Raw genomic sequence first — 24,794 nt, 5'->3', positions numbered from 1 at the left:
CTAGCCCTCGTTCATGTCTCGCGGATCATAATCGAGATCCCAATCCTTATCGGGCTCGGTCTTTCCGGGCGGCTTTTGTTTATGGTTGCATCGTCCGATCCCGTGATGACCTTCGGCTTGGCGCTTGCCACACCGTTATTGCGGCTGCTTTTCACCAGCCGCCGGGTTTGGCCCTTTGCATCTTGAGCAGGATCGCCCCTGCTCCTTTCACCGGGATTGTTCGATTTAGGCATGGCGCTGCTCCCGTTTTCTCCGATATCGGATCCTGCGCCGAACAGCCGACATGCGGCAATGTTCCCAAAACACCGGAATTTGTCGATCGCATCAGGAAGTGGTGTGGATCGCGCGACCGCTCACGCAGGCGGGAACCTTGGGGCGCCGCCGATGTTGGGATGCGGACACGTAGATCGCAAAGGAAGAACGACAATGCCAGCGTCTGACAACGGCAAATACAATGCATTGACCGTGTACATTATCCTGATCGCGGTGGTGGCGTGTGCGCTGGTGATCGGCGGCATAGCCTTTTATGACGGCGAACCTCAAAGACCAGGCCAGACGTCCCCCCATGCTCTCGATCAAACTCAATGAAAGCCGAGACTTCGTTCAAGGCAACTCCGCGTCCGGAACCCGCTGCCGTCTATTGATCGGCTGGCTTGTCGTCAACGCGTGACTCCAAAAACAAATCCGATGGCCGCGGCCGCCAAGAGCGAAGCGATCGGCCTTTCGCGAATTCGCCGCTCGATTCCAAAGGCTGCAAGTTTGTTGTTCGATTGTTCTTGAGAGCCGGGCCGCTCCTCCTCAAGGCCGGCGCCGCCAGCGACGGCGGTATGCGTCAGGGAAGCAGGATCCGAGGCTGGAAACGTGCCCTCAAGCGCTTTGTCCAGTTCGTTTGCCGGCCTGCTTCTTTGCTGCTTCTGCTCCTTTCGCAAGGATTGAACCGCTGGTGACTGATTTTGCTCGGGCATTTTTCGCTCCGTTAACAACAGATCAAATCTGAATATGCTCAGTAAATGCAGGCCGCCGGTTAAAAGGCTCCCACCTGACGCAACGGCGATTCGGAAGATTTGTTCCAGCAGCTCGATCGCGCCACGGGATCTCCTTATATACGGCGAATGGCAAGTCCGTTTGCCGAGATCCGATGTAGTGCGACAACACACCGATCCTCATGGCGGGAGTAAAGGCATGCGCCGTTACCATCATCTTATCGAAGGCATTCTCCAGCCGGAGGAGATCGATCGGCTGCAACGGATTTTCGACGTTTTGATCGCTCAACCATGGTTCGATTTGAATGATTTCAACCGCGAGGCCTTTGCCCTGGAGCTTATCAAGCTTTATCGCAGCGGCGTGGTCGATTTCACCAATCTTCATCAGCTTGGCGCTTTAGCGGCCATTGCTTCCTTCAGCCGGGACATGCCGGAGGAAGAACGCCAGGCTCTTAATCTTCTATACCGCGAAAGCCGATTGGAAGATGGCCCGAAGCTGACGGAAGATACGCCGGGTTCAGCGCGCGGCCCTTTTCGCAACTCTCCGCCTCCCGGCTTCAGCGCGGATAATCAGCGGTCGACTTGCGTGGGAAGGATTGTGTCCACGGACACCTCGCCCTCCAGCACGCCCCGTTTTAAATCGGTTCGGCCGCGAGCAATCTCGATCACGGTGTAAAGCTTGTCATCGCGAAACGCGCTCGCGTTACTGGTGGTCACATCTTCGGCAGGCGCGGCATCGACCTCCATAAAGTCGAGCTCCCTGCCCGTCGCCACGATGCGCGCGTCACCCGAGCTTCTGGCCGCCACGATGATCGTGCCCTGATTGGGAGCATTGTCCCAGCGTGGATCGTCCGGGGCCGCAATGGGTTCCAAGCGATAGATATTCAGTGTCTCTGTGCCGTCGCCTGGTGAGGAGAGCGCCGCCGCATCCCGCAACTGAGCCTTGCTCTCGACGGATCGCCCGAAGGTGGTTCGGCTGGTTGCATTGTTGACATCGTCAGTTCCCGTTCGCGAAACATTCGACATGGTGCTCTCCTTTTTCTTTCCCGCTTCTGTTTTCTAACTGCCTCGCAATCGAATTGGTTCCTGAATCTCCAGGTTCATGGCCATGATGAAGGAGGCCGCGAGAGATCGATGAGGGAATAAAAGTCCGCCAAGCCACGACGCTTGCAGACCTCGCCGTGCGCCGGAGATAGCTGCCGGAGCGCAAATGAATTGGGCGAGTGCTCAAACTTTAGCTTCGTATTCGGCGGAAGGCCTGAAATTGCGGCAATTCGCGAAGTGGCATGATGATTGCTTCGGCTCTTTCATCAAAGAGAGGCACCGCATCATGATATCATTCCTTCTTGTCCTCCTCTGCATCGCAATGGGGTTCAGCTGGAACGGCTGCTTGTCTACATTGAGCTTGGAGCCGCAGATGTCGCGAACGCAGATCGCGCTCGCGACGGCTTCGACCAGTATTTGCGTGTCCGCAATCGGGCTGGCCTTTCTTGACCGACAGCTATTCGTCGGCCTTGCGGTCATTGGAGCCGGCGCCGTTCTCGCATGGGTCGTGGGAAAACGGTTTTCCGGCCAGTGGTCGTTGCTTATTTCGGCGATCGCCTTTGCGATTTACATGCACGGTATCTTCGGCTGAAGGTGACGATGAACTATTCAGACCTGACAATCCTGGTTATCGACGAAAATGCGATACGGGCTTCCATCATAGAGGAGGGGCTGATCGAGGCCGGTCATACCAATGTGACGGTCATTCATGAGGTTCAGGGCGTGGCGCGCACCATCGAAACGCTCAAGCCCGACGTGATCATCATCGATATCGAAAACCCCAATCGCGACATGATGGAACACCTGTTCCAGCTGACACGCAGCGTCAGCCGCCCGATCGCCATGTTCGTGGACCGTTCCGATACCGCACAGATCGAAGCGGCGATCGAGGCCGGCGTATCGGCCTATGTTGTCGACGGCTTGAAGAAGGAACGCGTCAAGTCGATCCTCGATATGACGGTCAGCCGCTTCAACGCTTTCAGCAGGCTGCAACGAGAGCTCGCAGAGGCAAAATCGGCGTTAGAGGAGCGCAAGGTGATCGAGCGGGCCAAGGGAATCCTGATGAAAATGCGCGGCCTGTCGGAGGAGCAGGCATTCACGCTGCTGCGCCAGACCGCCATGAACGAAAAGAAGAAGATGTCCGAAATTGCCCAGAGCGTCGTGACCGCGGCCGGGCTCTTGATGTGACGGGCAAGGGCAGGGAGAAAGCCGGAGTGAACATGATCGGTAAAATCAAGCAGTCGCAGAGCAAGCTCGCCGCGCCGGCTGGTATCGGCACTGCAGGTTCCAAGGTTGTGCGCGCCGGTTTCATTCCACTTCTCGATGCCTCGGTACTGATAGCCGCCGCCGAGTTCGGATTCGCGAAGAAGGAAGGCTTGACGCTTGATCTCGTGAAGGATGTCTCCTGGGCGAACGTCCGCGACCGGCTGGCCTTTCGCCAGTTCGACATTGCCCACATGCTTTCGCCGATGCCGGTCGCATCCATGCTCGGGCTCGGCTCGAATCCGTCCCCGACCATAACGCCCTTTTCGCTTGGACGCGGCGGAAACGCCATCACACTCTCGACGCGGCTCTTCGACCGCATGCGTGAAACCACCGGCATTTCCGAACAGGCCAGTGCCCTGGAGAACGCAAGGGCACTCTGCAAAGTGCTTGATGTCATGAAGGCGCATGGGCAAGCCATGCCGGTATTCGGCGTTACCTATCCCTTTTCGTCACATAATTACGAATTCCGCTACTGGCTGGCGGCGGGTGGAATAGACCCGGATCGCGACGTGAAACTTGTCGTCGTCCCCCCGCCCCTTACGTCGGATGCGCTGGCCGCCGGTGCCATCGATGGCTTCTGCGTCGGCGCTCCGTGGAACATGGTCGCCTGCGAACGCGGCGTTGGCCGCATCGTTGCCGCCAAGCAGGATATCTGGCCATCCGCTCCGGAAAAGGTCGTCGCCATGCGCCCGGAATGGGCCGAAAGCCAGCCCGAGACCGTCTCGCGCCTCATTGTAGCGCTGGACGCCGCCGCCCGCTGGTGCGACGATCCAGGCAATCATGATGCGCTGGCCGAAGCTCTCGCGGACCCGCGCCTCATCGCTGCACCGGTCGATATCATCCGGCATGTACTGGCCGGAGAGTTCAGTCTGGACGCCAGGGGCAATCGACGCGTCATCCCCGGCTATTTCAATTTTCATCACGACTTTGCAAACTACCCAAAGCCAGGCCATGCCTTATGGATCTACAGCCAGATGATCCGCTGGGGGCAGACGGCCCTCAGCGAGGAGGGCGTGCGTTTGGCGACCAGCGCCTATCGGCCGGATCTCTATCGGGCAGCGCTCGGCATCGGCCCCGAGGAGCCGGACATCGGTATCGAGGGCGACAGTCAGACGGATCGATTTATGGACGATCACATTTTCGATCCCGCGGACATCTCGGCCTATATCCGCAACTTCACCGTCCGCAGCGATCTTCGCCAAAATACCGATAGTGAGGAAATCTGAGCTAAGGGTGCGCGCTGCATAGAGTTTGCGCGCCAAAATTTCGCAGGCGCACAAAAATGTTGCAGGCGAGATGTAATGGCCAAGCCGCCAATGGCACACCGCAAGGAAAATTCATAAGTCATCTCAACGACTTATCTGTCTTTTTCAGACTTGGCATGCCGTTTGCTTCATAAATTTTGCATCGGTCAACGGCGACCGATGCAGCCGGGTGCACCATAGGCGCCCGCAAAAGACATCGACGTCGCAAGGTTTTTGCTGCCCGGGACATTTCCTCCGTCCTGCAGGCGCGATCACCGAGCGGCGTTTTTTTATGTCCAAAATCAAGAGAGATCAGCAGAGGGAACCTGCGAATGACAAAGTTTTTGACGACCGCCATCAGCCGTCGCAGCATGCTCAAGACCACCGCAACGGCCGCGCTCGTCAGCGCCGTCAGGTCGGCATTTCCTTCGGGTGCTTTTGCGGCGGCCGCTGGCCCGGAAGTCAAGGGCATCAAGCTTGGCTACATTGCGTTGACGGATGCCGCCCCCTTGATAGTCGCCAAGGAGAAAGGCCTCTTCGAGAAACACGGGCTGCCTGAAGTCGATGTCGCCAAGCAGGCATCCTGGGGCGCCACGCGTGACAACCTGGTCCTAGGGGGCGCCGCCAACGGCATCGACGGCGCGCATATTCTCTCGCCGCTCCCCTATCTCATGCACACGGGTAAGGTGACCCAAAACAGCAAACCTGTTCCGATGGCGATCCTTGCCCGTCTCAACCTCGACAGCCAGGGCATTTCAGTCGCCAAGGATTATGCCGCAACGGGCGTCCAGCTCGATGCTTCGAAGCTGAAGGAAGCTTTCGCGAAAAAGAAGGCCGCCGGCAACGAAGTCAAGGTCGCCATGACCTTTCCGGGCGGGACCCACGATCTCTGGATCCGCTACTGGCTTGCAGCAGGCGGCATCGACCCAAACAAGGACGTCTCCACCATCGTCGTTCCCCCGCCGCAGATGGTCGCCAACATGAAGGTCGGCAATATGGACGCCTTCTGCGTTGGCGAACCGTGGAACGAGCAACTCGTCAACCAGGGCATCGGCTTTACCGCGGCGACCACCGGCGAACTCTGGAAACACCACCCGGAAAAGGCGCTCGGCCTGCGTGCCGAATGGCTGGAAAAGAACCCGAATGCGGCAAAAGCTCTGCTGATGGCGATCATGGAAGCGCAGCAGTGGGCCGACAAGATGGAAAACAAGGATGAAATGGCCGAAATCCTCGGACGCCGCCAATGGTTTAATGTGCCGCCGAAGGATGTTGCCGGCCGCCTGAAAGGCGACATCAATTACGGCAACGGCCGCGACGTGAAGGCCACCGATCTCTTCATGAAATTCTGGCGCGACAACGCGTCCTATCCGTTCAAGAGCCATGACGCCTGGTTCGTTACGGAAAACGTCCGCTGGGGCACGTTTGCGCCGAATACCGACATCAAGACACTGGTCGATCAGGTTAACCGGGAAGATGTCTGGCGCGACGCCGCAAAGGAACTCGGCGTGGCTGCAGCCGACATCCCCGCTTCGCCGTCGCGCGGCAAGGAAGTGTTTTTCGACGGCAAGGTCTTCGATCCGGAGAACCCGTCGGCCTATCTCGACAGCCTGGCGATCAAGGCCGCCTCGTAAGAGGTCCGCTTTCGGTGCGTCTCGGCGCGCCGGCCTCATTTCTCGACACTTTCAAAGGAGCGCGCTGATGTCCGCCCTGGCAAAACAAGAAAAGCTTACCGCGGTCGCACCCGCAAAACCCGAGCCGAACGTCGTGCCGTTCTCCCGCAGGCATGTTGCAAGATTCGATGTGAGGACTATCGCCGCCATGCTGGCGCGCAGCGTGTTGCCGCCATCCATAGTGTTGGCAGTGATGCTGCTTGTCTGGCAGGTTCTCTGTTCGTCGCCGACCGCCTCGCTCCCCTCCCCCTATGTCGTGTGGACGGAAGCCTACGATCTGATCGTCTTTCCCTTCTTCAATAACGGTTCCCAGGATATCGGCCTTGGCTGGCGCGTGCTGGTTTCGCTGCAGCGCGTTGCCTATGGCTTCGGGATGGCGGCCGTGGTCGGCGTGATGATCGGCGCCATCATCGGCCAGTCCGTCTGGGCAATGCGCGGCCTTGATCCGATCTTTCAGGTGCTGCGCACCGTGCCGCCGCTTGCCTGGCTGCCCTTGTCGCTCGCCGCCTTTCAGAATGCCAATCCCTCGGCCATCTTCGTGATTTTCATCACCTCGATCTGGCCTGTTATCATCAACACCGCCGTCGGCGTGCGCAACATTCCCGAAGATTACCGCAACGTCGCCAAGGTGCTGCGACTGAACCCCCTCGAGTTCTTCTTCGAGATCATGTTGCCTTCGGCAGCACCTTACATCTTCACGGGCCTGAGGATCGGCGTCGGACTTTCCTGGCTTGCCATCGTCGCAGCCGAAATGCTGACCGGCGGCGTCGGGATCGGCTTCTTCATATGGGATGCGTGGAACTCGTCGCGCCTTCCCGACATCATCGTTGCCCTCGCCTATATCGGCGTTGTCGGCTTTGCCCTCGACAAGCTGGTGGCGGCGGCCGGCAAGATCGTCACCCGCGGCGCTTCGGCAAACTGAGGAGGATATGATGAACGCGTATCTCAAGCTCGATCATATCGACAAGCATTTCGACCGCGCCGGCGTGCGGACAGAAGTTTTGATGGACATCAACCTGACGATCGAAAAGGGTGAATTCGTTTCGATCATCGGCCATTCCGGCTGCGGCAAGTCCACCCTGCTCAATCTGATCGCCGGGCTGACGCCAGTCTCCAAGGGTGCCGTTCTCCTTGAAAACCGCGAAGTCAACGCGCCGGGGCCCGAACGTGCCGTCGTATTCCAGAACCATTCGCTGCTGCCCTGGTTGACGGTTTACGAAAACGTCAACCTCGCCGTCTCCAAAGTCTTCAAGGCCGCAAAATCAAAAGCCGAAAAGCACGATTGGGTCATGGCCAACCTCGACCTCGTCCAGATGGCGCACGCCAAGGACAGGCGCCCGTCGGAAATTTCCGGCGGCATGAAGCAGCGCGTCGGCATTGCCCGCGCGCTGGCGATGGAGCCGAAGATCCTGTTGCTCGACGAGCCCTTCGGCGCACTCGACGCGCTGACCCGCGCTCATCTGCAGGATGCGGTTATGGAGATCCATTCGAGGCTCGGCAATACCATGGTGATGATTACTCACGACGTGGACGAGGCAGTGCTCCTGTCCGACCGTATCGTGATGATGACCAACGGTCCGGCCGCCCGCATCGGTGACGTGCTCGAGGTCACGATCGAGCGCCCGCGCAACCGCATCGCGCTCGCCTCGGACCGGACCTACCTCAAGTGCCGCGAGGCGGTGCTGAAATTCCTCTACGAGCGCCATCGCTTCGTCGAAGCTGCGGAGTAAGAACCCATGCAAGAATCACGCGTTGAAAAACTCGTCATCATCGGCAACGGCATGGCGCCAGGGCGCATGCTGGAGCATCTGTTCGAACAGGCACCTGGTCGCTACAGCGTTACGATCTTCAATGCCGAACCGCGCGTCAATTACGATCGCATCATGCTATCGCCGGTCCTGTCCGGGGAGAAGGATTACGAGCAGATCATCATCCACGGCGATGGCTGGTACATCAAGCACGGCATCACCCTCTACAAAGGGCACAAGATCGTCGCCATCGACCGGGCGGCAAAGACCGTCACCTCCGATCACGGCGTCACCGAGAGCTACGACAAGCTGGTGATCGCCACCGGCTCCGTTCCCTTCATTATCCCCGTTCCCGGCAAAGATCTTCCCGGTGTCATCACCTATCGCGATCTGGACGACGTGCAGGCTATGCTGCTTGCCGCCCAATCGCGCGAGAAGGCTGTCGTCATCGGTGGCGGCCTGCTCGGCCTCGAGGCGGCTGCGGGCCTTGCCCAGCGCGGCATGGACGTCACCGTGCTGCATGTCATGCCGACGCTGATGGAGCGTCAGCTCGACCCCGCCGCCGGCTACCTCCTTCAGAAGGCGGTCGAGGAACGTGGTATAAAGGTCATCTGCAAGGCCAATACGAAGGCCATCATCGGCAATGAGAGGGTCGAAGGTGTCGAGCTCGACAATAGCACAATCGTGCCCGCGACCCTGGTCGTCATGGCAGTCGGCATTCGGCCGAATGTCAGCCTCGCAAAAGAAGCCGGCCTTGCGGTCAACCGCGGCATCGTCGTCGATGCCGGCATGCAGACCTCCGATGGCAATATCCTTTCCCTCGGCGAATGCGCGGAGGTCGGCGGCATGGTCTACGGCCTCGTCGCGCCTCTTTACGAGATGGCTCGCGTTGCCGCCGCGCGTCTGGCCGGCAACAACGAGCCGGAATTCGTGCATTCCGACACGCCGACCAAGCTCAAGGTTACCGGCATCGACCTTTATTCGCTTGGCGACTTCGCCGATGGCGATGACCGGCAGGAGATCGTGCTGCGCGACGCGACTGCCGGCGTCTATAAGCGTCTTGTGCTGAAGGACAACCGCATCATCGGAACGGTTCTTTACGGCGAAACAGCCGACGGGGCATGGTTCAACGACCTGAAGAAGAGGGCCGTCGATATTTCTCCGATGCGTGACACCCTGATTTTCGGCCAGGCCTATCAGGGAGGAACTCCGCTGGACCCTATGGCGGCCGTTGCAGCCTTGCCGGATGATGCGGAGATCTGCGGCTGCAACGGCGTCTGCAAGGGCAAGATTACCTCGACCATCACAACCAAGGGGCTTTCCTCTCTCGATGACGTGCGCGCCCACACCAAGGCTTCGGCCTCCTGCGGCTTCTGTACCGGCCTCGTCGAGAAGCTGATGGTGCTGACCTTGGGCGACAGCTACAATCCCGCTGCCGTCCAGCCGATGTGTTCATGCACCGAGCTTGGCCACGACGACGTGCGTCGACTCATCAAGGCCAAGGGTCTGAAGACCATTCCGGCCGTCATGCAGGAACTCGAATGGAAGACCTCCTGCGGCTGCGCAAAGTGCCGCCCGGCGCTCAATTACTATCTCGTCTGCGACTGGCCGGACGAATATGCCGATGACTACCAGTCGCGTTTCATCAATGAGCGCGTCCATGCCAATATCCAGAAGGACGGGACTTATTCGGTCGTTCCACGCATGTGGGGTGGCGTGACCAGCTCCAAGGAGCTGCGTGCCATTGCCGACGTCGTCGACAAGTTTGCGATCCCGATGGTGAAGGTCACCGGCGGGCAGCGCATCGACCTTCTCGGCGTCGAAAAGGAAGACTTGCCGGGTGTCTGGGCCGATCTCGGCAAGGCGGGCTTCGTTTCCGGCCAAGCCTATGCGAAGGGTTTGCGCACCGTGAAGACCTGCGTCGGCTCCGATTGGTGCCGTTTCGGCACGCAGGATTCCACCGGCCTTGGCATCCGCATCGAGAAATTCATGTGGGGCTCTTGGACGCCGGCAAAGCTCAAGATGGCGGTCTCGGGCTGTCCACGCAATTGCGCCGAGGCGACCTGCAAGGATATCGGCGTCATCTGCGTCGACAGTGGCTTCGAAATCCATTTCGCCGGTGCTGCCGGTCTCGACATCAAGGGCACAGAGGTTCTCGGCCTCGTCAAAAGCGAGGATGAAGCGCTCGAACATATCGTGGCGCTGACGCAGATGTACCGGGAGCAGGGTCGCTATCTCGAACGGATCTATAAATGGGCCAAGCGCATTGGCCTTGACGAGATCCGCCGCCAGATCATGCAGGATCACGAGAAGCGCAAGGCCTATTACGAGCGCTTCGTCTTCAGCCAGAAGTTCGCACAGGTCGACCCCTGGTCGGAACGCGTTTCCGGCAAGGACAAGCACGAGTTCCGGCCGATGGCGACTATCGGCTTCCCGCAAGCCGCGGAGTAAGGAGATGGACATGAACTGGCCAAAGGAAGGCTGGCACCCAATCGGCGATATCTCGGACATTCCGCTGCGGGGCGCCCGCTGCGTAAAGACGCCACAAGGCAAGATCGCCGTGTTTCGTACGGCGGAAAACGAGGTCTTCGCCATCGAGGATCATTGCCCACATAAGGGCGGGCCGCTCTCCCAGGGCATCGTTCACGGCACGGCCGTGACCTGCCCGCTGCACAACTGGGTGATCTCGCTCGAAACCGGCAAGGCGCTCGGGGCCGATCAAGGCGAGGTGCGGACCATTCCCGTCCGCAACGAAGATGGCGCGCTGTTTATCGCGCTCGAAAGCCTGATGATGGCGGCGGAGTGAGGATGACGGCGCGCGGGAAAAGTCACCCCCCTCTGTCAGCTTCGCTGACATCTCCCCCACAAGGGGGGAGATTGGCCGGAGCGAGAAGCCAGCGCTACCGAGCCGAAACGAAAAAGCCGACGAAAGTGGCACCATGTGATCTCCCCCCTTGTGGGGGAGATGTCCCGCAGGGACAGAGGGGGGTGTTCTCTCACCCTTTAACCTTCATGGACACGATCCATGTCCATTGAAACCAAAACCACCTGCCCCTATTGCGGCGTCGGCTGCGGTGTCATTATCAGGGTCGATGACGACCGCGAAGTCTCCCTGAAAGGCGACCCGGACCATCCCGCCAATTTCGGACGGCTCTGCTCGAAAGGCTCGGCGCTCGCGGAGACGATCGATCTCGACGGTCGGCTCCTATTTCCGGAAATCGCCGGAGAACGTGCAGAGTGGGACGACGCGCTCGATCTCGTGGCCAGGCGCTTCGGGGAGACAATCGTCGAACATGGCCCGGATTCGGTCGCCTTCTACGTCTCCGGCCAGTTGCTGACGGAGGATTATTATGTCGCCAACAAGCTGATGAAGGGATTCATCGGATCGGGCAATATCGACACCAATTCGCGGCTCTGCATGTCGTCCTCGGTTGCCGGCCATCGCCGCGCCTTCGGCTCGGACACGGTGCCCGGCACCTATGAAGATCTTGAACTTGCGGATCTCGTCATTCTCACGGGGTCGAACCTCGCCTGGTGTCATCCCGTCCTTTACCAGCGGCTCGCAGCCGCCAAGTCGGCTCGACCCTCGATGAAGATTGTCGTCATCGATCCGCGCCGGACGATGACCTGCGACATCGCCGATATATACCTTGCGATCCGCCCCGATGGCGATGTCGCCCTGTTCATGGGCCTGCTTGCTCACCTCGCCGAAAGCAATGCGCTCGACCGAACCTATATTGCTGCCCATACGACGGGTTTTGAGAATGCAGTCGCCGCGGCGGCAAGACTTTCCTTTGATGACGTGATGGAACGCAGCGGCTTGGCGGCGGAGCAATTGCGCGCCTTCTTCCGGCTGTTCGAGACGGTGGAAAAGACCGTCACCTGTTACAGCCAGGGCGTCAATCAATCGGCTTCCGGAACCGACAAGGTCAACGCCATCATCAATTGCCATCTCGCAACAGGCCGCATCGGTCGCCCAGGGATGGGACCTTTCTCGCTGACTGGGCAGCCGAACGCCATGGGTGGGCGCGAGGTGGGTGGCCTTGCAAACATGCTTGCGGCGCACATGGCCATCGAAGACCCGCAGGACCGGGATCGGGTACAGCGCTTCTGGGGATCGCCAGTCATCGCCGAAAGGCCGGGCCTGAAGGCTGTCGACATGTTTCGAGCCGTCGCTGATGGTCGGGTCAAGGCGCTCTGGATCATGGCGACCAATCCCGTCGTCTCGATGCCCGACGCCGATGCGGTTACCGCAGCCATCACGGCCTGTCCCTTCGTCGTCGTCTCCGACGTCCTGCGCGAGACGGATACGACGCGCCATGCCGATGTCCTGCTGCCCTCCCTTGGTTGGGGCGAAAAGGACGGCACGGTCACCAATTCGGAGCGGCGCATCTCCAGGCAACGCCGCTTTCTTCCTGCGCCCGGCGAGGCAAAAGCGGATTGGTGGCAGATCGCCGAAGTCGGTCGTCGGATGGGATTCCAAGGCTTCGACTATCGCTCGCCTGCGGACATCTTCGGCGAGCACGCCGCGCTCTCCGCCTTTGAAAACGAGGGGAGCAGGGATTTCGATATCGGCGTCTTCTCGAAGATAGATGGTGAATCCTACCAGAACCTGGCCCCCTTCCAATGGCCGATTTCAATTGAAGGAACGACTCGGGCACGCTTCTTCGCCGATGGCGATTTCTACCATCCGGACGGCAAGGCGCGGTTCATGACAATCCAGGCGCCGGAAACGTCCCGCACAAATGGACGCTTTGGATTGACCCTCAATACCGGTCGCATCCGCGACCAGTGGCACACGATGACACGCACCGGCAAAAGCGCGCGGCTTTCCGGTCACTTGGCCGAGCCGTTCGCGGAAATTCATCCACGCGACGCGATGGCGCTTGGCATTCGCAGTGCCGGCCTGGTGGAGGTCGAAAGCCCGCATGGCAGTGTGGTCGTCCGGGCCTTGATCACCGAACGGCAGGCGCGTGGCAGCATTTTCGTGCCGATGCACTGGAATGACCAGTTCGCCGCTAAAGCCCGCATCGACGCGCTGGTTCCGGCTGTGACCGATCCCGTCTCCGGTCAGCCGGCTTCTAAAAACGTTGCCGTCACCGCCCGGCCCTTCGACGCAGCGCTGTATGGCTTTGCCGTATGCGCCGCAAAGCCGGCTGCCGAGGCCGCCTATTGGGCGTTTGGCCGAACCGAAGGTGGCTGGCGGATAGAATTAGCGTTCAAGGCGACCGAGCTCATCGATGATTGGATCGCATGGTGTCGCCGCACATTTGCGCTTCCGATCGAAATCGAGCCGCTTGGATATGCCGATCATGAGACCGGCGATTTGCGGCTCGCTTTCTTCGACGGCGAGCGCCTGCTTGCTGCATTCTTCCTTGCCCGCGAGCCGGTCGCTGTATCCCGCAGTTGGGCAGCCGCTCAACTCACCGCCGTTCACTCCGATCTGCACAAGCGCTTCCTCATCGTTGCCGGACGTCCAGGCTCTGATCAGCCGGATCCGGGCGCCACGGTCTGTTCCTGCTTTTCGGTCGGCGTCAACAGCATCGTCGCCGCCATTCGCAATGGATGTCATAGCGTCGAAGCTGTCGGTGTGACAACGAATGCCGGAACCAATTGCGGCTCCTGCCGCGCGGAAATCAGAGGGATCATCGATGGATGTCTTGCCGCCGCAGCGGAGTGACATACCACGACAACCGGGCTCCCTCCCCAGAAATTTGACGACCTCAAACATGATTGAGGTCGCGGTGCGGCCCATCTTTCGGCATGATCGGCTGGAGATACAGACAGCTCCTGCTCCGAACGATCAATGATTTTCATTCCGCTTCCATTCGTCGTCGCCATTTTGCTGGTCATTCTCTTCGTCGTCGTCCGGAGCCGCGACGATAGCCCCTCACCCAATCTTCCATTCCAGGCGCTCATTCTTCTGAGCGCCTTTCAGTCCGTGCTGTCCGGACTGCGCTGGGGTTATGCCGTTTCGCCTGTCATGTACGCCATGCCGGTCGCAGCTGCCATGGTGCCGCCGCTTGCCTATCTCGGCATCGCCAAGCTCGCACGCAAAAGCCCTCTATCGCCAATTCAGCAGATCTGCCTGCATGGTCTTCCGGCGGGGCTTATTGTCGTGCTGGTCGCGATATGGCGCGACGCGATCGATATCGGGATCATCCTTATCGATATCGGCTATGCCGCGGCAATCCTACTTCTCATGCGTTCGGGCACGGACGCCCTTCGCCTTGCACCTTTCGAAAACGCGGGCCCGACCTACCGGGCCATCCTCTTCGCGGCCGGCGCGCTTCTGCTCTCGGCTGCGGTGGATACGTTCATCTGGCTGGATTTTGCCTGGGCCGAGGGCACATATGCGCTAAAGGTCATAAGCTTCGGAAATCTCATCGGACTGGCCATCCTGGCGATGGCCACTGCCGCTGCCAGCCGCAGCCATGCGCCCGCCGAAAAGACGGAAAACGTCCGTCCGCCCGAACTCGTTGAAGACGCACAGACGCTTGTGGCGGTGCAGGCCTTGATGAAAGACAGGCACGCCTATCGCGATGTCGATCTCAATCTCGATCGGTTGGCGCGCAAGCTTGCAATTCCCGCCCGGCAGATTTCCGCAGCCATCAACCGGGCGACCGGCAAGAATGTCTCGCAATATGTCAACGAGCACCGGATCGCCGAGGCCTGCTTGCTGCTGGCCGAAACCGAAAAGCCGGTAACGGAAATCATGTTCGATGTCGGTTTCCAGACCAAATCGAACTTCAATCGCGAGTTCCGGCGCGTTACCGATACGACGCCACTCGAATGGCGCGACCGGTCGCGCAAACCTTCCAGCTGATTTCGGCCGCCTCAAAGACTGACTAAATCGCGATTAAGCACGATCCGGATCATGTTCGAGGTCTCCGCCTCCCCGTCGGATGGCCATGCTCTTCCTCATGAGCACCGTCACCGATCACGACCAGAGACTTGCCGCCACGCTGACCTCCCTCTCCCTGGAGCGGCGGCACATAACACAGGATGCGCCCCGCACCCCAAGGCGGCGGACCATTCCTCTCCTGAGCCTGGCATTGCTTGCGGCCACTAGCCTGATCATCGTCGTCTATCGGCCCGCCGTATTCCATCCGTCGGGAACGCCTTTCTCTTCCATGCCGGCCTTGCGCAGCGAACCCCGCGCGACGGAAACTTCCCGAGTTGAGGACACAAATGAAAGGAAGAACAAGCCGGATGTCATAAACACACAGGTCGGCGAAATAACCGGTTCTGGGATTGTCGTTGCTCCGCGCAGCACGACTGTTTTCTCCAAATATGAGGCCAGAATTACCGATGTCGCCGTCGAGCTCGGCGACCGAGTCGAAGCCGGGCAGGTTCTTATCACACTCGATGATGCGGTCGCCCACATCGCGTTGGAAAAGGCTGAAGTCGCGCGCGCCGCTGCCGATCTGACGGTTAAGGCGCGTGACATCGATCTCCTTCAGGCGCGTGCATCGCTCGACCGCCTTGAGAGCCTTGCCAGCCGCGATGCGGCCTCGCGGCAGCAACTGGAAGAATCGAGAACGGCCTTTGCCCGTGCATCCAACGCCCTGGCGCAGGCCCGGCAGGATCTCGCCACGGCCGAACTCGGTATTCGCTCCGCCGAGGAGCCGCTGGCGGAACTGACGATCCGCGCGCCCTTTGCCGGCACGGTGACACGGCTCAACGCCCATGTCGGCGACACCGTGCTTGCCCGTGCCGACAGCGTGCGCGAAAACCAGAGCCTGCTTGCCGTCACCGATACGGCCAGCATGACGCTCGACGCCGACGTGGCGGAAACCAATATCGCATCTCTCAGACCGGGCTTGCGTGGCGAGGCCGTGCTCGACGGATTTCCCGATCGGGCCTTTGCGGTCGAGGTGGTGCGGCTCGCGCCGATTGCCTCGGTCGAAAAGGGCACGATCACGGTTCGCCTTTCCCTCATCGATCCGCCGGAAGGCATTCGGCCGAACATGGCCGCCCGCATCCGTATCCCCCTCGCAGACATGATCGCCAAGAATGGAGACAGCAAACCATGACCCAGGACGCCTATATCGAGCTTAAAGAGGTGCGAAAGGCCTATCGTATCGGCAAGGAGGATATCTCCATCTTCTCGGGCCTCGACCTTGCCATTCCGCAGGGCGATTTCATCGCGATCATGGGACCATCGGGATCAGGGAAATCGACGTTGCTCAACATGCTGGCCGGCATCGACCGGCCGGATGCCGGAAGTGTAAGCATCGGCGACCATCGGCTCGACTGGATGGGCGAACGGGCGCTCTCCTCCTGGCGAGCGCACAATATCGGCATCGTCTTCCAGTTCTACAATCTGCTGCCGATGCTGACCGCGGCAGAGAATGTCGAGCTGCCGCTCCTCCTGAAGCCCCTCAGCGCAAAAGAACGGCGTGACCGGGTCGGCAAGGTCCTCGATCTCGTCGGGCTTGCCGGCAGGGAAAAGCAATATCCCTCTTCCATGTCCGGCGGGCAGCAGCAGCGCGTCGGTATTGCGCGCGCCATCGTTTCCGATCCCGGCCTGCTGCTCTGCGACGAGCCGACCGGCGATCTCGATCGGGCCTCCGCCGATGATGTGCTGCAGATGCTCAACTTCCTCAATCGCGAACTGGGAAAGACCATCGTCATGGTGACCCACGACCCGCGGGCCGCAGGCTCGACCAGACGGACGCTGCATCTCGACAAGGGACAATTCATCGAAGAGAAAAAGGCGGCCTGATGACCTTCCTCGACCTCGTCCGAAAGAATGCCTGGCGAAAGCCGCTGCGCACCACTCTGCTCATTGTCTGCATCGCCGTCGCCTTTCTCATCCACGGGCTGACCGCCAGCTTCCTTGCCGGCTCGCAGGGCGTCTCGGCCGCGAGCGACAATATTCTCGGCGTCATGAGTGCCAGCGGGCGCGGGCAGCCATTGCCGATGGCCCACCGCGCCCGCATCACGGCCGATCCCGATGTCGCAGCGGTCGGTTACATGACACGCCTGCGCGGCTTCATCGATGTCGAAAAGAATGTCGTTCCCATCAGCGCCGTCGATCCGGCGCTGCTGATGAAAACCAACGGTCGGGAACTCGGCCTTACGCCCAATCTGCTCGAGGCGATCGCTCAAGGCCGCGACCGGGTCCTGGTCGGACGGGCGCTCGCCGAAGCCGAAGGCTGGTCTGTTGGTCAAAACATCACCGTCACCGCCTTTCAGGTGGCGAAGCAGGACGGCGGCCGCGACTGGCGCTTCGTGATCGCGGGGATCTTCGAGGGCGAAAGCGCCAGCACCGACACCTACTTCACCATCGCCCGTTACGATTACGTCAATGCCGCCCGCGCAAAAGACAAGGACACCGTGGATGCTTTCATCATCAAACCGCGCGACGGCATTTCGCCGGGAAACTTGGCCGCCCATATCGACGCGCTCTTCGCCAACTCCACCGCACCCACGCGCACCCAGTCCGAAAAGCAGTTTCTCGAAGCCTTCCTGCGCCAGTATGCCGATATCGGCCTCATCGTCGATCTGGTCACAGGGGCTGCCTTCGTCACGCTGCTGATGATCATCATCAACACCATGGTCTTCGCCGTGCGCGAGCGGACATTCGAAATCGCCATCCTGAAAACACTGGGCATCTCGCGCATGACGATCCTCGCCCTCGTCCTCGGCGAAACACTGTTCATGTTCATCATTGGCGGCGCCATCGGGCTGGCCTTGGCGAGAGCCGGAGCGATATTTGCCGGCCCATCGCTCGGTCTTATCTTCTCCCCGGTCGTGCTGCTGCATGCAACGGCGATCGTGCTTGTACTTGGACTTGCAACCGGTCTCGTGCCGGCCGTCAACGCCATGCGAACCCCCATCATGAAAGCCTTCCGAACGAAGTGACCGATATGTCCATCCAAATCAGACAGATCATCGTTGCGACAAGAACCGCGCTCGGCAGCATGAAGCGCCGCCTGGCGATTTCGCTCTCCATGGCATTGTCGGTATCGCTCGTCGTCATCGTGCTCATAGGCTTCCTGGCAATGGCGAGCGGCTTCGAGAAGGCCCTCACCGGCGCCGGCTCGCCGCTGGTCGCCGTCGTGCTCGGCGGCGGCACGAACCAGGAGACCGGCTCCGATATATCAGCCGATGCGATCCGCAACCTCAAGGCCAGCGCCGGTGATATCAGTGTCCTTCGCGATGGGGCCGGAAATCTTGTTGCATCTCGCGAACTGATAATCCGCGTCGATGGCCCGGCCGGAAGAGATGAACGCGTAAGGACCTTCGCCCTGCGTGGTATGGATGGCAGCGGTCTTTCGATCCGGAATGGTATCGCCCTTTCACAGGGGAGGTTGTTTGCGCTCGGCGCCAGAGAGATTGTCGTTGGTGCGGGCATAGCCCGTGATTATCCCGGCTTCGGCCTCGGCGCCAAGGTGCGGCTCGGCACCGTCGACTGGACCGTGGTCGGACACTTCACTGCCAATGGCAGCGCATTCGAATCGGAAATCTGGGGCGATATCGATGCGGTGCGTGCCGCCTTTGACCGGCAGGGCGAGGTGCAAAGCCTGCGATTACGGCTTGCCGATCCATCCTCCCTTGCCAAGTTGAACGCCAAGCTGACAACGATTACGGAGACGCCGCTGACGGCGGTTTCCGAGGCTGGACTTTATGCATCGCAGGCTGGGCGCATGGCCGATCTCATACGCCTGTTCGGCTGGCCGATCGCCTTGCTGATGGCGATCGGGGCAACCGCCGGGGCACTCAATACGATGATGAGCTCCATCTCCGACAGAACCGTCGAGATCGCGACCATGCGCGCACTCGGCTTCAGCCGCCTATCCACTTTTCTCGCAACCTGGTTCGAGGCCGCCCTCTTGGCTGCGGCCGGTGCAGGCGTCGGCGTATTGGCATCGCGGCTTGTCTTCGACGGATGGCGCGCCAGCACCATAGGGGCCAATGATGCCAGCATGGCTTTTCAGCTTGCCGTCACGCCGCAGGTCATGCTGACCGGCGGTATGCTTGGCCTTTCAATCGGACTCCTTGGTGGCGCGCTTCCGGCACTGGCCGCCAGTCGGCTGCCGCTGATCGCTGCCTTGAGAGCCCGCGGATAGGTTGATTGCCCTGGAGCGTGGCCGTTCTCAGACCATCAACCTAGCCGCGGCCATCATGCCTTTAACCAGTTTTTAATCATCAAGTTGAAGCGACGCCTATCCTCGGATAAGGAAGAGCATCGCCCTCATCGTTCCATGGATAGCAAATTGACAATGGAAAATTTGCTTCGTTTGCTTGAATTCATGGAGGAGTATGCCGATCGCGTTCTTCCGGTCGCGTTGCTGTTGCTCGCCGCTGAGGTCGTCTTTCCGAAGTCTCGCTATAGCTATGTATCGAAACTTCGCGGCATGATCTTCTGCGTGACAAATATCCTCATAACCAAGGCAAGCCTGACCCTCTTCTACTGGTTTTGGGCTGGCATCGGCATAAAGCCGTTGTTTGCGATCGACCTGACATTCCTCTCGAGGTTTTCGAACGCATGGCCGCTGCATCTGTTGGGCGCCATAGCTGCTTCCTTTCTCGTTCTGCAGGTCAGCGAGTTCTTCTACTATTGGTTCCACCGGCTGCAGCATAGCAACAGGTTCTTCTGGCGTTTCCACGCCGAGCATCATTCGCTGGAGGAAATGAGTGCCTTCAACAGCAACCATCATTTCAGCGAGGAGATCTTCAGGATTCCGTTCCTGATCATTCCCGTCTCGCTGCTTTTCGATTTTAAGCAGGACTATGTTCCCTGGATCTGGGTGTTCTTCGTTCGCTGGCAAGGTTATTTCGAGCATAGCTCGACGCGTCTGAACCTGGGCTGGGTCCGCTACATCTTTCCCGATAACCGGTTTCACCGCATTCATCATTCGATCGAACGACGGCATTTCAACCGGAATTTCGGCAGCGGCTCCGCGATCTGGGACATTCTGTTCGGGACGGCCTACTATCCGAAACCCCAAGAATGGCCTGATGTCGGCCTACCCAATATCCGGGAGCCGCAGAACTTGACCGAGTTTCTCATTCGGCCCTTTCGACGTGACAGACACAGCTAAAACGCGATCGTTTTGGCCTCAATCTCATTCGGATTTGAGCCTTATGGCCAGTCTGAAAGTGGGGCATCGTTAGAATTTTAGCCAAACCTAAAAGCAGCCATCAAGACAATCACTCTACCTTGGGTTTGTCCGGTCGAACCGCGTTCGGCGGCACTATGACAGTGCCAAGGCATTCTCCCCAGCCGGGTTTCGCCTCAGACGTTTGCACTTTTGAACGGGGAGTCCCTGAAGGGACAAAGTGCTCAATGCCTCTACCAGCATTTCTTCATCGCCGCGTAGCAATGGCGGTCCGCGTGCACGACACCTTGTGTACGTTCCTTGATGGAACAATCGTCGCGCGTGCAGATAACTGGCGTCCGCTTCGCGATAGCGACGATGCACGCCGCGCCCTCGGTCATACCTCATATCGCGGCGAATTGGTGCCGGTTTTCGATTTGGCCGCCCAAATGGGCAACAAGCCCTCACAGAGCTGCGAACTCGCCATCGTCAAGATGACTGGAGGCTACGTGGCCTTCCTGATCGACGAATTCATCGGCAACACCTCGGCAGCGAGCGAAGCCATTAACCTTTCGCAACTCGACATTTTCGGCCAAAACCGCGTAGCTGTATAGTATCGTTTTACCGGCGCCAAAGAATGCAGCTTCTCCCGCTGCGCTATGTTTTGGCGGTCGTGCTTCTGTTATTTCGTCTTATGCCCGCGTTTCGCCGATGGCTTGATCGGCTCTGCCTCGGGCCGCGCCAATCGAAGCGCGCGGAGCTTCTCGGTCTTTTTCTCGCGATCGGCAGTTTCGGCCGCAGTGATCTGCTTCGCAGCCGTATCGGTCGCCGATGCCTTGTCTTGAAGAGTTTGCTTACCCTGTTTGAAAAACTTCTCTTTGGTGGCGGCCATGATGTCTCCTGACGAATGATAAGGGGTACGATCAGCGCAACCGAGCAACCTTCTTTTTGGACGCTGGAAGAAGCCCTTCGCGCTGCATCTTCTTCTTCAAAACCCGGAGCGCCCGATCGACGTTGTCGTCCCTGACGTCTACTTGCAAAGTAGCTCCTTCAATTATCGCTTTCTCAGGGTGATCATCGTCGAATTGATCCAGCTGGAAGACTTTGATTCAACTGCGAAGCCAATATTCCGGGCTTTTGATGTCGACGCTTCAACGTCAATATCCGGCTGGACTACGCGGCGTTCAAAATTTTCGCCTTCGAACTGGACGCGATATTGCGTGGCGCCATCGGCTTCGGGCAGGCGCGAGACGATTCGACCTGTTCCGGAAGGGCCGAAACTTCCAAGAGTGCCACGCTTCAAAACGATCGTGTCACCAATCTGGTAGCGCGGGTCCTGCATATGGTTCTCCCATGGCCAAAATAAAAGGCCGGGCGTTACCCCGACCTCTCAGCATCATCCATTCGCACTGCCAGTACATCCGTGGTCAGCGCGTGTGAATGACAAATTCAAGCCGCCTGAAGATTATCGGCTGAACTCTTGCCGGACCTACGGTCCTGCACGATGTCATAACGAATTTTCTGTCCATCGTTCAGCGAACGCATTCCAGCGCGCTCGACAGCCGAGACATGGACGAAGACGTCCGTATCGCCGTTATCCGGCTGAATGAAGCCGAAGCCTTTGGTGGCGTTAAACCACTTAACTGTACCAGTGTTCATAACGATTTCCTTTCATAGCAATCGTTGTTGCTCCCGCGATACCTTGCGGGATTAGATCGATTATTTGAGAGGGAATCCGAGGAAGAGCATAGGCCCTTGAGCGACGTCACAAGCAATGGTCGATAAGTGCAAACTAGGCTCTATTTCAGATTTTGCAATGAAAACTTTAGAAATATTACCTCAGCGGCATTTCGGACTGCAAGCCAGCCGAACGACCGCAAGATTGCTCGGTGGACAGAGAACCGAATGGAATCAAGCCAATCCCGTCCATTTCTCTGTTATCAGAGCATTTCGAACAGGTCATATTTTACGCCGCCCGGAAAGCGGCTGCCCTTTCCAACGCAAACGATCGCATTGATCCAAGCATGTGCTGGCGAAGCTGTTTCGAAATAGGGAGTTGTTCGAAGATAATATTCCGAAGGGTCGACAGCTTCGCCGCGTCCCAAGCGCTCGGAAACTTCGACCGATGCGTGGCGAACGCCACGATAGGTCATCAGAATGTAGGCGCCATCCTCAACCTCGAGCAGAACCCGCACATCCTGCTGGAATGTTCCGTCCTGCCGAGTGACCAGCAGGTCCGATCCGATCAGTGGTGAGACCCTGCCCTTGAGACGCTCACCTTCGAAACGGCCGCCAGAGACCGGAAAGATACGGCGAACGCCCGCGGGACATGGTCCTATATCGATCGTTGGGTGAAGTTCGAGATACAGCGTAAATAGAGGACGCGATTGCAGCTCCATGAGAGGCTCTCCATTTATGGAGAGCGTGATCGCCTCCACTTCTGGGGCGCATTAAACTGCTATAATATCGGTACGCAAAACGGGCATTCCTTACTATTATCATAAGTGAAACTACATATGCGCCCTTCACTCGACGCCCTGAAAGTCCTTGAAATCTGCGTCGCTTCCGGCAGTTTCGCCCGTGCGGCCGAGCGTTTGTTTCTCACCCCTACGGCAGTGAGCCTGCGCATTCGCACCCTTGAGGAGGAACTGGGCGAGCCCCTTTTCATTCGGCGAGGACCGCGCGTAGCGCCTACCCCGAAAGCCATGCTGCTTGCGAAGGGTGTGCGGCGCGGCTTGGACGAAATCGACGCCGCATTGGCGGCTTTCGGAGCGGCATCTCCTCCCTTGCGGGTGACTGCGCCTCCCACCCTCGCAAGCCGCTGGCTTGCGCCGCGCCTTTCCGGCTATCAACGCTGCGAGATCGAACTCGATGTTTCGACCGAAATTCGTGATCCGTCAGATTTCGACGTTGCCATCCGCACTGGCGCCGGCGACTGGCCGGGTCTGCGGGCCTTTCGACTATTTCCCCTCCAACTAACGCCGCTTCTGGCTCCATCGCTTGCCGCAGCGCTGGAACCTCTCACACCGGAGATGCTTGCAACTCTGCCACTGTTGCCGCATCCAGACTGGGAAAGATGGTTTGTGAGCGCAATCGGTCGCGTCCCGCTGGGGTTAAGGTTTACTCGCGTGGAATATCCGAACCATGAGCTAAATGTGAATGCCGCCTGCGCGGGTGAAGGCGTTGCGCTCGTGCCGCCCGGCTTCTTCGAGCCCATTGTCAAATCAGGCGTGCTGATCGCGCCCTTCGACGAGACGCTTGACGGTCCCGACTGGCACTTCGCACTCATCCGTGATGATGACGGGAGATCAGGGCCTAAAGAATTCTGCGACTGGCTTTACGAGCAGAGTCGCATGATGTCGGCGGCACTTGATACACCCGGGGCCTGGGCGGATGCTTGAACGCAATCAAAAACTTCCGACCGGTCTGGTTCGGAGAGTGACTGAGTTCGGGCATACCTGTCGCTGTACCACTGCAACATCAGGTATTGTCGGAAATATTTTCTCCATAATTCGGTTAATTTGGCAGCCCCGACAATCGCCAGGGTCTCCGTTACCAGATATTGTCGATCAAGCTACTAGACAATCGGATTTCGACGGACATAGATTTACCGGATGAACACACAGCGGAAAATAACGGCGATCACAGGCTTGATCTCCACCGGAGCGTTGACGGCTTTCCCATGGGTGTGGAACTGATAAATGCGGTATGATCCGAACATATCCCGATCGCGCTGGCCGCTCCCATTTCGTCGGCAATCATGGGAGACTTTGATCGGTCTGGTTTCCCTCATCCTGCTAGTCGGTATCATATGTGCCAACCTACCTAGCACTTGGACCGCACAGCGAAACACATCGGTGGCCTCTTCGAACCAGGCTCGACATTGACCGATTGAGATCGCCCACTGCTCACGCGAAGCGATCGAAAACCTTTATCGGATCGACCTGCCGCATCGCATAGTGGCTTCTGGCAGTTGTTGTGAAGGTGAGAGCTGTATTGGCTCAATCCCTGCCTTGCATCACCGCACCCAGCCCTGAATGCGTTGAATCCTCCATATTCCCCGATCGAAGCCACGCGCGTAGGGCTTTGGTCTGATGTTCACTGCGACCCATGTCCCAAATCCACGTGACTGAAGCCCAAGGAAAGGAACAGACTGCGGCGAAGCTCTGTTTTACCGACAGCTCCGTCAACGACGGACGAATAGAAGGTGAAAGGAGATTCTGATGAAAACGAAGGTACTTAGTGTTGCGGCACTCGCGCTTGGCCTGACCGCCGGATGTGCTTTTGCCCAATCTTCGACCGTCACCGGCGCCGCAGGTGGCGCTGTTACCGGAGCCGTAGTTGGTGGCCCGGTTGGAGCAGCCGTGGGCGGTGTCGCTGGCGCCATTGTCGGCACGGCGATCGATCCGCCGCCGCAGAAGGTGGTCACCTACGTACGCGAACAGCCCATCCCTGAAGAAGAAACGGTTGTCCGTGAGCGTGTAGTCGTCGGCCGACCCTTGCCGGAAACGATCGTCGTGCGAACCGTTCCGGAAAATCCGAAATATGCCTATGCGATCGTCAACCACGAACGCGTGATTGTCGAGCCTTCCTCGCGCAAGGTTATCAAGATTCTGAACTAACGATCGTGGAGAGCGGGAAGCAGCTCTCCACCCCTCATTCTGCCTGGTTTGGCCATATCATACTGATCGCAATGCGAGAGTGGCCGGCCTCCGACCTTCCCGAAATCCCGAACTTTTTAGCACTGGCTTCCGCACGCGGTCATCCCGCGACCTACCCCTGTCGCGCA

26 protein-coding genes and 2 pseudogenes are annotated in these 24,794 nt (G+C 59.0%); 20 read left to right on the top strand and 8 right to left on the bottom strand.

Annotated elements, in window-relative coordinates; translation table 11 throughout:
• A pseudogene (locus AC13QE_RS02680) lies at window positions 1–233 on the bottom strand (hypothetical protein).
• 193 nt (window positions 234–426) lie between these two features.
• On the opposite strand from AC13QE_RS02680, the gene AC13QE_RS02675 reads away from it, so the two are divergent.
• Window positions 427–588, top strand: coding sequence for a hypothetical protein (locus AC13QE_RS02675; protein WP_488482462.1), 162 nt, complete (start codon window positions 427–429; stop codon window positions 586–588).
• Between the two features lie 71 nt (window positions 589–659).
• On the opposite strand, the gene AC13QE_RS02670 is transcribed toward AC13QE_RS02675, so the two are convergent.
• Window positions 660–965 carry a hypothetical protein gene (locus AC13QE_RS02670; protein WP_132718595.1) on the bottom strand — a complete coding sequence of 102 codons (306 nt, stop codon included), beginning with the start codon at window positions 963–965 and terminating at the stop codon, window positions 660–662.
• Window positions 966–1,182: 217 nt separating this feature from the next.
• Between AC13QE_RS02670 and AC13QE_RS02665 the strand changes: the two genes are divergently transcribed.
• Window positions 1,183–1,659, top strand: coding sequence for a hypothetical protein (locus AC13QE_RS02665; protein ID WP_488482461.1), 477 nt, complete (start codon window positions 1,183–1,185; stop codon window positions 1,657–1,659).
• On the opposite strand, the gene AC13QE_RS02660 is transcribed toward AC13QE_RS02665, so the two are convergent.
• Entirely contained in the window at window positions 1,554–2,009 is a 456-nt protein-coding gene (locus tag AC13QE_RS02660) for a hypothetical protein (protein ID WP_488482460.1), read from the bottom strand. The genes AC13QE_RS02665 and AC13QE_RS02660 overlap by 106 nt on opposite strands.
• A 391-nt stretch (window positions 2,010–2,400) precedes the next feature.
• On the opposite strand from AC13QE_RS02660, the gene AC13QE_RS02655 reads away from it, so the two are divergent.
• The 16 genes from AC13QE_RS02655 to AC13QE_RS02580 all read left to right on the top strand — a co-directional run bounded on the left by AC13QE_RS02655 (window position 2,401) and on the right by AC13QE_RS02580 (window position 20,619).
• A complete protein-coding gene (locus AC13QE_RS02655) occupies window positions 2,401–2,619 on the top strand; it encodes a hypothetical protein (RefSeq protein WP_165915233.1) in 219 nt (72 codons plus the stop codon).
• A gap of 8 nt (window positions 2,620–2,627) precedes the next feature.
• Entirely contained in the window at window positions 2,628–3,215 is a 588-nt protein-coding gene (locus AC13QE_RS02650; RefSeq protein ID WP_132717840.1) for an ANTAR domain-containing response regulator, read from the top strand.
• A gap of 32 nt (window positions 3,216–3,247) precedes the next feature.
• Entirely contained in the window at window positions 3,248–4,519 is a 1,272-nt protein-coding gene (locus AC13QE_RS02645; RefSeq protein WP_488482459.1) for a CmpA/NrtA family ABC transporter substrate-binding protein, read from the top strand.
• 350 nt (window positions 4,520–4,869) lie between these two features.
• Window positions 4,870–6,168: a CmpA/NrtA family ABC transporter substrate-binding protein gene (locus AC13QE_RS02640; RefSeq protein WP_132717838.1), complete on the top strand. Its 1,299-nt coding sequence runs from the start codon at window positions 4,870–4,872 to the stop codon at window positions 6,166–6,168.
• Between the two features lie 67 nt (window positions 6,169–6,235).
• On the top strand, window positions 6,236–7,129 hold the full coding sequence (ntrB, locus tag AC13QE_RS02635) for a nitrate ABC transporter permease (protein WP_488482458.1): 894 nt from the start codon (window positions 6,236–6,238) through the stop codon (window positions 7,127–7,129).
• Window positions 7,130–7,139: 10 nt separating this feature from the next.
• The gene (locus tag AC13QE_RS02630; protein ID WP_488482457.1) at window positions 7,140–7,937 is read left to right on the top strand and encodes an ABC transporter ATP-binding protein; all 798 of its coding nucleotides are present in this window, start codon (window positions 7,140–7,142) and stop codon (window positions 7,935–7,937) included.
• A gap of 6 nt (window positions 7,938–7,943) precedes the next feature.
• A complete protein-coding gene (nirB, locus tag AC13QE_RS02625) occupies window positions 7,944–10,406 on the top strand; it encodes a nitrite reductase large subunit NirB (RefSeq protein ID WP_488482456.1) in 2,463 nt (820 codons plus the stop codon).
• Window positions 10,407–10,410: 4 nt separating this feature from the next.
• A complete protein-coding gene (nirD, locus tag AC13QE_RS02620) occupies window positions 10,411–10,761 on the top strand; it encodes a nitrite reductase small subunit NirD (protein ID WP_488482455.1) in 351 nt (116 codons plus the stop codon).
• A gap of 219 nt (window positions 10,762–10,980) precedes the next feature.
• Window positions 10,981–13,635 (top strand): nitrate reductase, encoded by a 2,655-nt coding sequence (locus tag AC13QE_RS02615; RefSeq protein ID WP_488482454.1) that lies wholly within the window; start codon window positions 10,981–10,983, stop codon window positions 13,633–13,635.
• A gap of 126 nt (window positions 13,636–13,761) precedes the next feature.
• Window positions 13,762–14,781, top strand: coding sequence for a helix-turn-helix domain-containing protein (locus AC13QE_RS02610; RefSeq protein ID WP_488482453.1), 1,020 nt, complete (start codon window positions 13,762–13,764; stop codon window positions 14,779–14,781).
• Window positions 14,782–14,878: 97 nt separating this feature from the next.
• A complete protein-coding gene (locus tag AC13QE_RS02605) occupies window positions 14,879–15,991 on the top strand; it encodes an efflux RND transporter periplasmic adaptor subunit (RefSeq protein WP_488482452.1) in 1,113 nt (370 codons plus the stop codon).
• Window positions 15,988–16,683, top strand: a complete 696-nt coding sequence (locus AC13QE_RS02600) for an ABC transporter ATP-binding protein (protein WP_488482451.1) — start codon at window positions 15,988–15,990, stop codon at window positions 16,681–16,683. The genes AC13QE_RS02605 and AC13QE_RS02600 overlap by 4 nt, the downstream gene beginning before the upstream one ends.
• A complete protein-coding gene (locus AC13QE_RS02595) occupies window positions 16,683–17,825 on the top strand; it encodes an ABC transporter permease (protein ID WP_488482450.1) in 1,143 nt (380 codons plus the stop codon). Before AC13QE_RS02600 ends, AC13QE_RS02595 begins: the two co-directional genes overlap by 1 nt.
• A 5-nt stretch (window positions 17,826–17,830) precedes the next feature.
• On the top strand, window positions 17,831–19,033 hold the full coding sequence (locus AC13QE_RS02590) for an ABC transporter permease (RefSeq protein ID WP_488482449.1): 1,203 nt from the start codon (window positions 17,831–17,833) through the stop codon (window positions 19,031–19,033).
• 153 nt (window positions 19,034–19,186) lie between these two features.
• Entirely contained in the window at window positions 19,187–20,008 is an 822-nt protein-coding gene (locus AC13QE_RS02585) for a sterol desaturase family protein (RefSeq protein WP_488482448.1), read from the top strand.
• A gap of 293 nt (window positions 20,009–20,301) precedes the next feature.
• On the top strand, window positions 20,302–20,619 hold the full coding sequence (locus AC13QE_RS02580; RefSeq protein ID WP_488482447.1) for a chemotaxis protein CheW: 318 nt from the start codon (window positions 20,302–20,304) through the stop codon (window positions 20,617–20,619).
• A gap of 68 nt (window positions 20,620–20,687) precedes the next feature.
• Here the strand turns inward: AC13QE_RS02580 and AC13QE_RS02575 are convergent, their stop codons facing one another.
• The 5 genes and pseudogenes from AC13QE_RS02575 to AC13QE_RS02555 all read right to left on the bottom strand — a co-directional run bounded on the left by AC13QE_RS02575 (window position 20,688) and on the right by AC13QE_RS02555 (window position 22,404).
• A complete protein-coding gene (locus tag AC13QE_RS02575) occupies window positions 20,688–20,897 on the bottom strand; it encodes a hypothetical protein (protein WP_488482446.1) in 210 nt (69 codons plus the stop codon).
• A 43-nt stretch (window positions 20,898–20,940) separates the two neighbouring features.
• Window positions 20,941–21,045, bottom strand: a pseudogene (gene rpsU / locus AC13QE_RS02570) (30S ribosomal protein S21); the annotation flags it as partial.
• Window positions 21,046–21,059: 14 nt separating this feature from the next.
• Window positions 21,060–21,347: a cold-shock protein gene (locus AC13QE_RS02565; protein WP_488482445.1), complete on the bottom strand. Its 288-nt coding sequence runs from the start codon at window positions 21,345–21,347 to the stop codon at window positions 21,060–21,062.
• Window positions 21,348–21,454: 107 nt separating this feature from the next.
• Complete coding sequence (locus AC13QE_RS02560; protein WP_488482444.1) at window positions 21,455–21,664, bottom strand: cold-shock protein; 210 nt, start codon at window positions 21,662–21,664, stop codon at window positions 21,455–21,457.
• A 281-nt stretch (window positions 21,665–21,945) separates the two neighbouring features.
• The gene (locus AC13QE_RS02555; RefSeq protein ID WP_488482443.1) at window positions 21,946–22,404 is read right to left on the bottom strand and encodes a DUF3237 domain-containing protein; all 459 of its coding nucleotides are present in this window, start codon (window positions 22,402–22,404) and stop codon (window positions 21,946–21,948) included.
• Between the two features lie 117 nt (window positions 22,405–22,521).
• Between AC13QE_RS02555 and AC13QE_RS02550 the strand changes: the two genes are divergently transcribed.
• A complete protein-coding gene (locus AC13QE_RS02550) occupies window positions 22,522–23,406 on the top strand; it encodes a LysR substrate-binding domain-containing protein (RefSeq protein ID WP_488482442.1) in 885 nt (294 codons plus the stop codon).
• An 822-nt stretch (window positions 23,407–24,228) separates the two neighbouring features.
• A complete protein-coding gene (locus AC13QE_RS02545; RefSeq protein WP_488482441.1) occupies window positions 24,229–24,627 on the top strand; it encodes a DUF1236 domain-containing protein in 399 nt (132 codons plus the stop codon).
• The last annotated feature ends 167 nt before the right edge of the window (window positions 24,628–24,794 follow it).

Source organism: Martinezella sp. CNPSo 3957 (assembly GCF_057784395.1).
Note: the sequence above shows the minus strand (reverse complement) of the source record. Positions and strands in the feature narration are given on the sequence as shown.

Bases quoted from the DNA above. Each gene is read 5' to 3' on its own strand.
- AC13QE_RS02590 (WP_488482449.1), top strand. From the start codon at position 17,831: ATGTCCATCCAAATCAGACAGATCATCGTTGCGACAAGAACCGCGCTC.
- AC13QE_RS02660 (WP_488482460.1), bottom strand. From the start codon at position 2,009: ATGTCGAATGTTTCGCGAACGGGAACTGACGATGTCAACAATGCAACC.
- AC13QE_RS02615 (WP_488482454.1), top strand. From the start codon at position 10,981: ATGTCCATTGAAACCAAAACCACCTGCCCCTATTGCGGCGTCGGCTGC.
- AC13QE_RS02640 (WP_132717838.1), top strand. From the start codon at position 4,870: ATGACAAAGTTTTTGACGACCGCCATCAGCCGTCGCAGCATGCTCAAG.
- AC13QE_RS02655 (WP_165915233.1), top strand. From the start codon at position 2,401: ATGTCGCGAACGCAGATCGCGCTCGCGACGGCTTCGACCAGTATTTGC.
- AC13QE_RS02670 (WP_132718595.1), bottom strand. From the start codon at position 965: ATGCCCGAGCAAAATCAGTCACCAGCGGTTCAATCCTTGCGAAAGGAG.
- nirD (WP_488482455.1), top strand. From the start codon at position 10,411: ATGGACATGAACTGGCCAAAGGAAGGCTGGCACCCAATCGGCGATATC.
- AC13QE_RS02585 (WP_488482448.1), top strand. From the start codon at position 19,187: ATGGAAAATTTGCTTCGTTTGCTTGAATTCATGGAGGAGTATGCCGAT.
- AC13QE_RS02565 (WP_488482445.1), bottom strand. From the start codon at position 21,347: ATGCAGGACCCGCGCTACCAGATTGGTGACACGATCGTTTTGAAGCGT.
- AC13QE_RS02600 (WP_488482451.1), top strand. From the start codon at position 15,988: ATGACCCAGGACGCCTATATCGAGCTTAAAGAGGTGCGAAAGGCCTAT.
- AC13QE_RS02630 (WP_488482457.1), top strand. From the start codon at position 7,140: ATGAACGCGTATCTCAAGCTCGATCATATCGACAAGCATTTCGACCGC.
- AC13QE_RS02560 (WP_488482444.1), bottom strand. From the start codon at position 21,664: ATGAACACTGGTACAGTTAAGTGGTTTAACGCCACCAAAGGCTTCGGC.
- AC13QE_RS02665 (WP_488482461.1), top strand. From the start codon at position 1,183: ATGCGCCGTTACCATCATCTTATCGAAGGCATTCTCCAGCCGGAGGAG.
- AC13QE_RS02675 (WP_488482462.1), top strand. From the start codon at position 427: ATGCCAGCGTCTGACAACGGCAAATACAATGCATTGACCGTGTACATT.
- AC13QE_RS02545 (WP_488482441.1), top strand. From the start codon at position 24,229: ATGAAAACGAAGGTACTTAGTGTTGCGGCACTCGCGCTTGGCCTGACC.
- nirB (WP_488482456.1), top strand. From the start codon at position 7,944: ATGCAAGAATCACGCGTTGAAAAACTCGTCATCATCGGCAACGGCATG.
- AC13QE_RS02550 (WP_488482442.1), top strand. From the start codon at position 22,522: ATGCGCCCTTCACTCGACGCCCTGAAAGTCCTTGAAATCTGCGTCGCT.
- ntrB (WP_488482458.1), top strand. From the start codon at position 6,236: ATGTCCGCCCTGGCAAAACAAGAAAAGCTTACCGCGGTCGCACCCGCA.
- AC13QE_RS02650 (WP_132717840.1), top strand. From the start codon at position 2,628: ATGAACTATTCAGACCTGACAATCCTGGTTATCGACGAAAATGCGATA.
- AC13QE_RS02555 (WP_488482443.1), bottom strand. From the start codon at position 22,404: ATGGAGCTGCAATCGCGTCCTCTATTTACGCTGTATCTCGAACTTCAC.
- AC13QE_RS02645 (WP_488482459.1), top strand. From the start codon at position 3,248: ATGATCGGTAAAATCAAGCAGTCGCAGAGCAAGCTCGCCGCGCCGGCT.
- AC13QE_RS02575 (WP_488482446.1), bottom strand. From the start codon at position 20,897: ATGGCCGCCACCAAAGAGAAGTTTTTCAAACAGGGTAAGCAAACTCTT.
- AC13QE_RS02605 (WP_488482452.1), top strand. From the start codon at position 14,879: ATGAGCACCGTCACCGATCACGACCAGAGACTTGCCGCCACGCTGACC.
- AC13QE_RS02610 (WP_488482453.1), top strand. From the start codon at position 13,762: ATGATTTTCATTCCGCTTCCATTCGTCGTCGCCATTTTGCTGGTCATT.
- AC13QE_RS02595 (WP_488482450.1), top strand. From the start codon at position 16,683: ATGACCTTCCTCGACCTCGTCCGAAAGAATGCCTGGCGAAAGCCGCTG.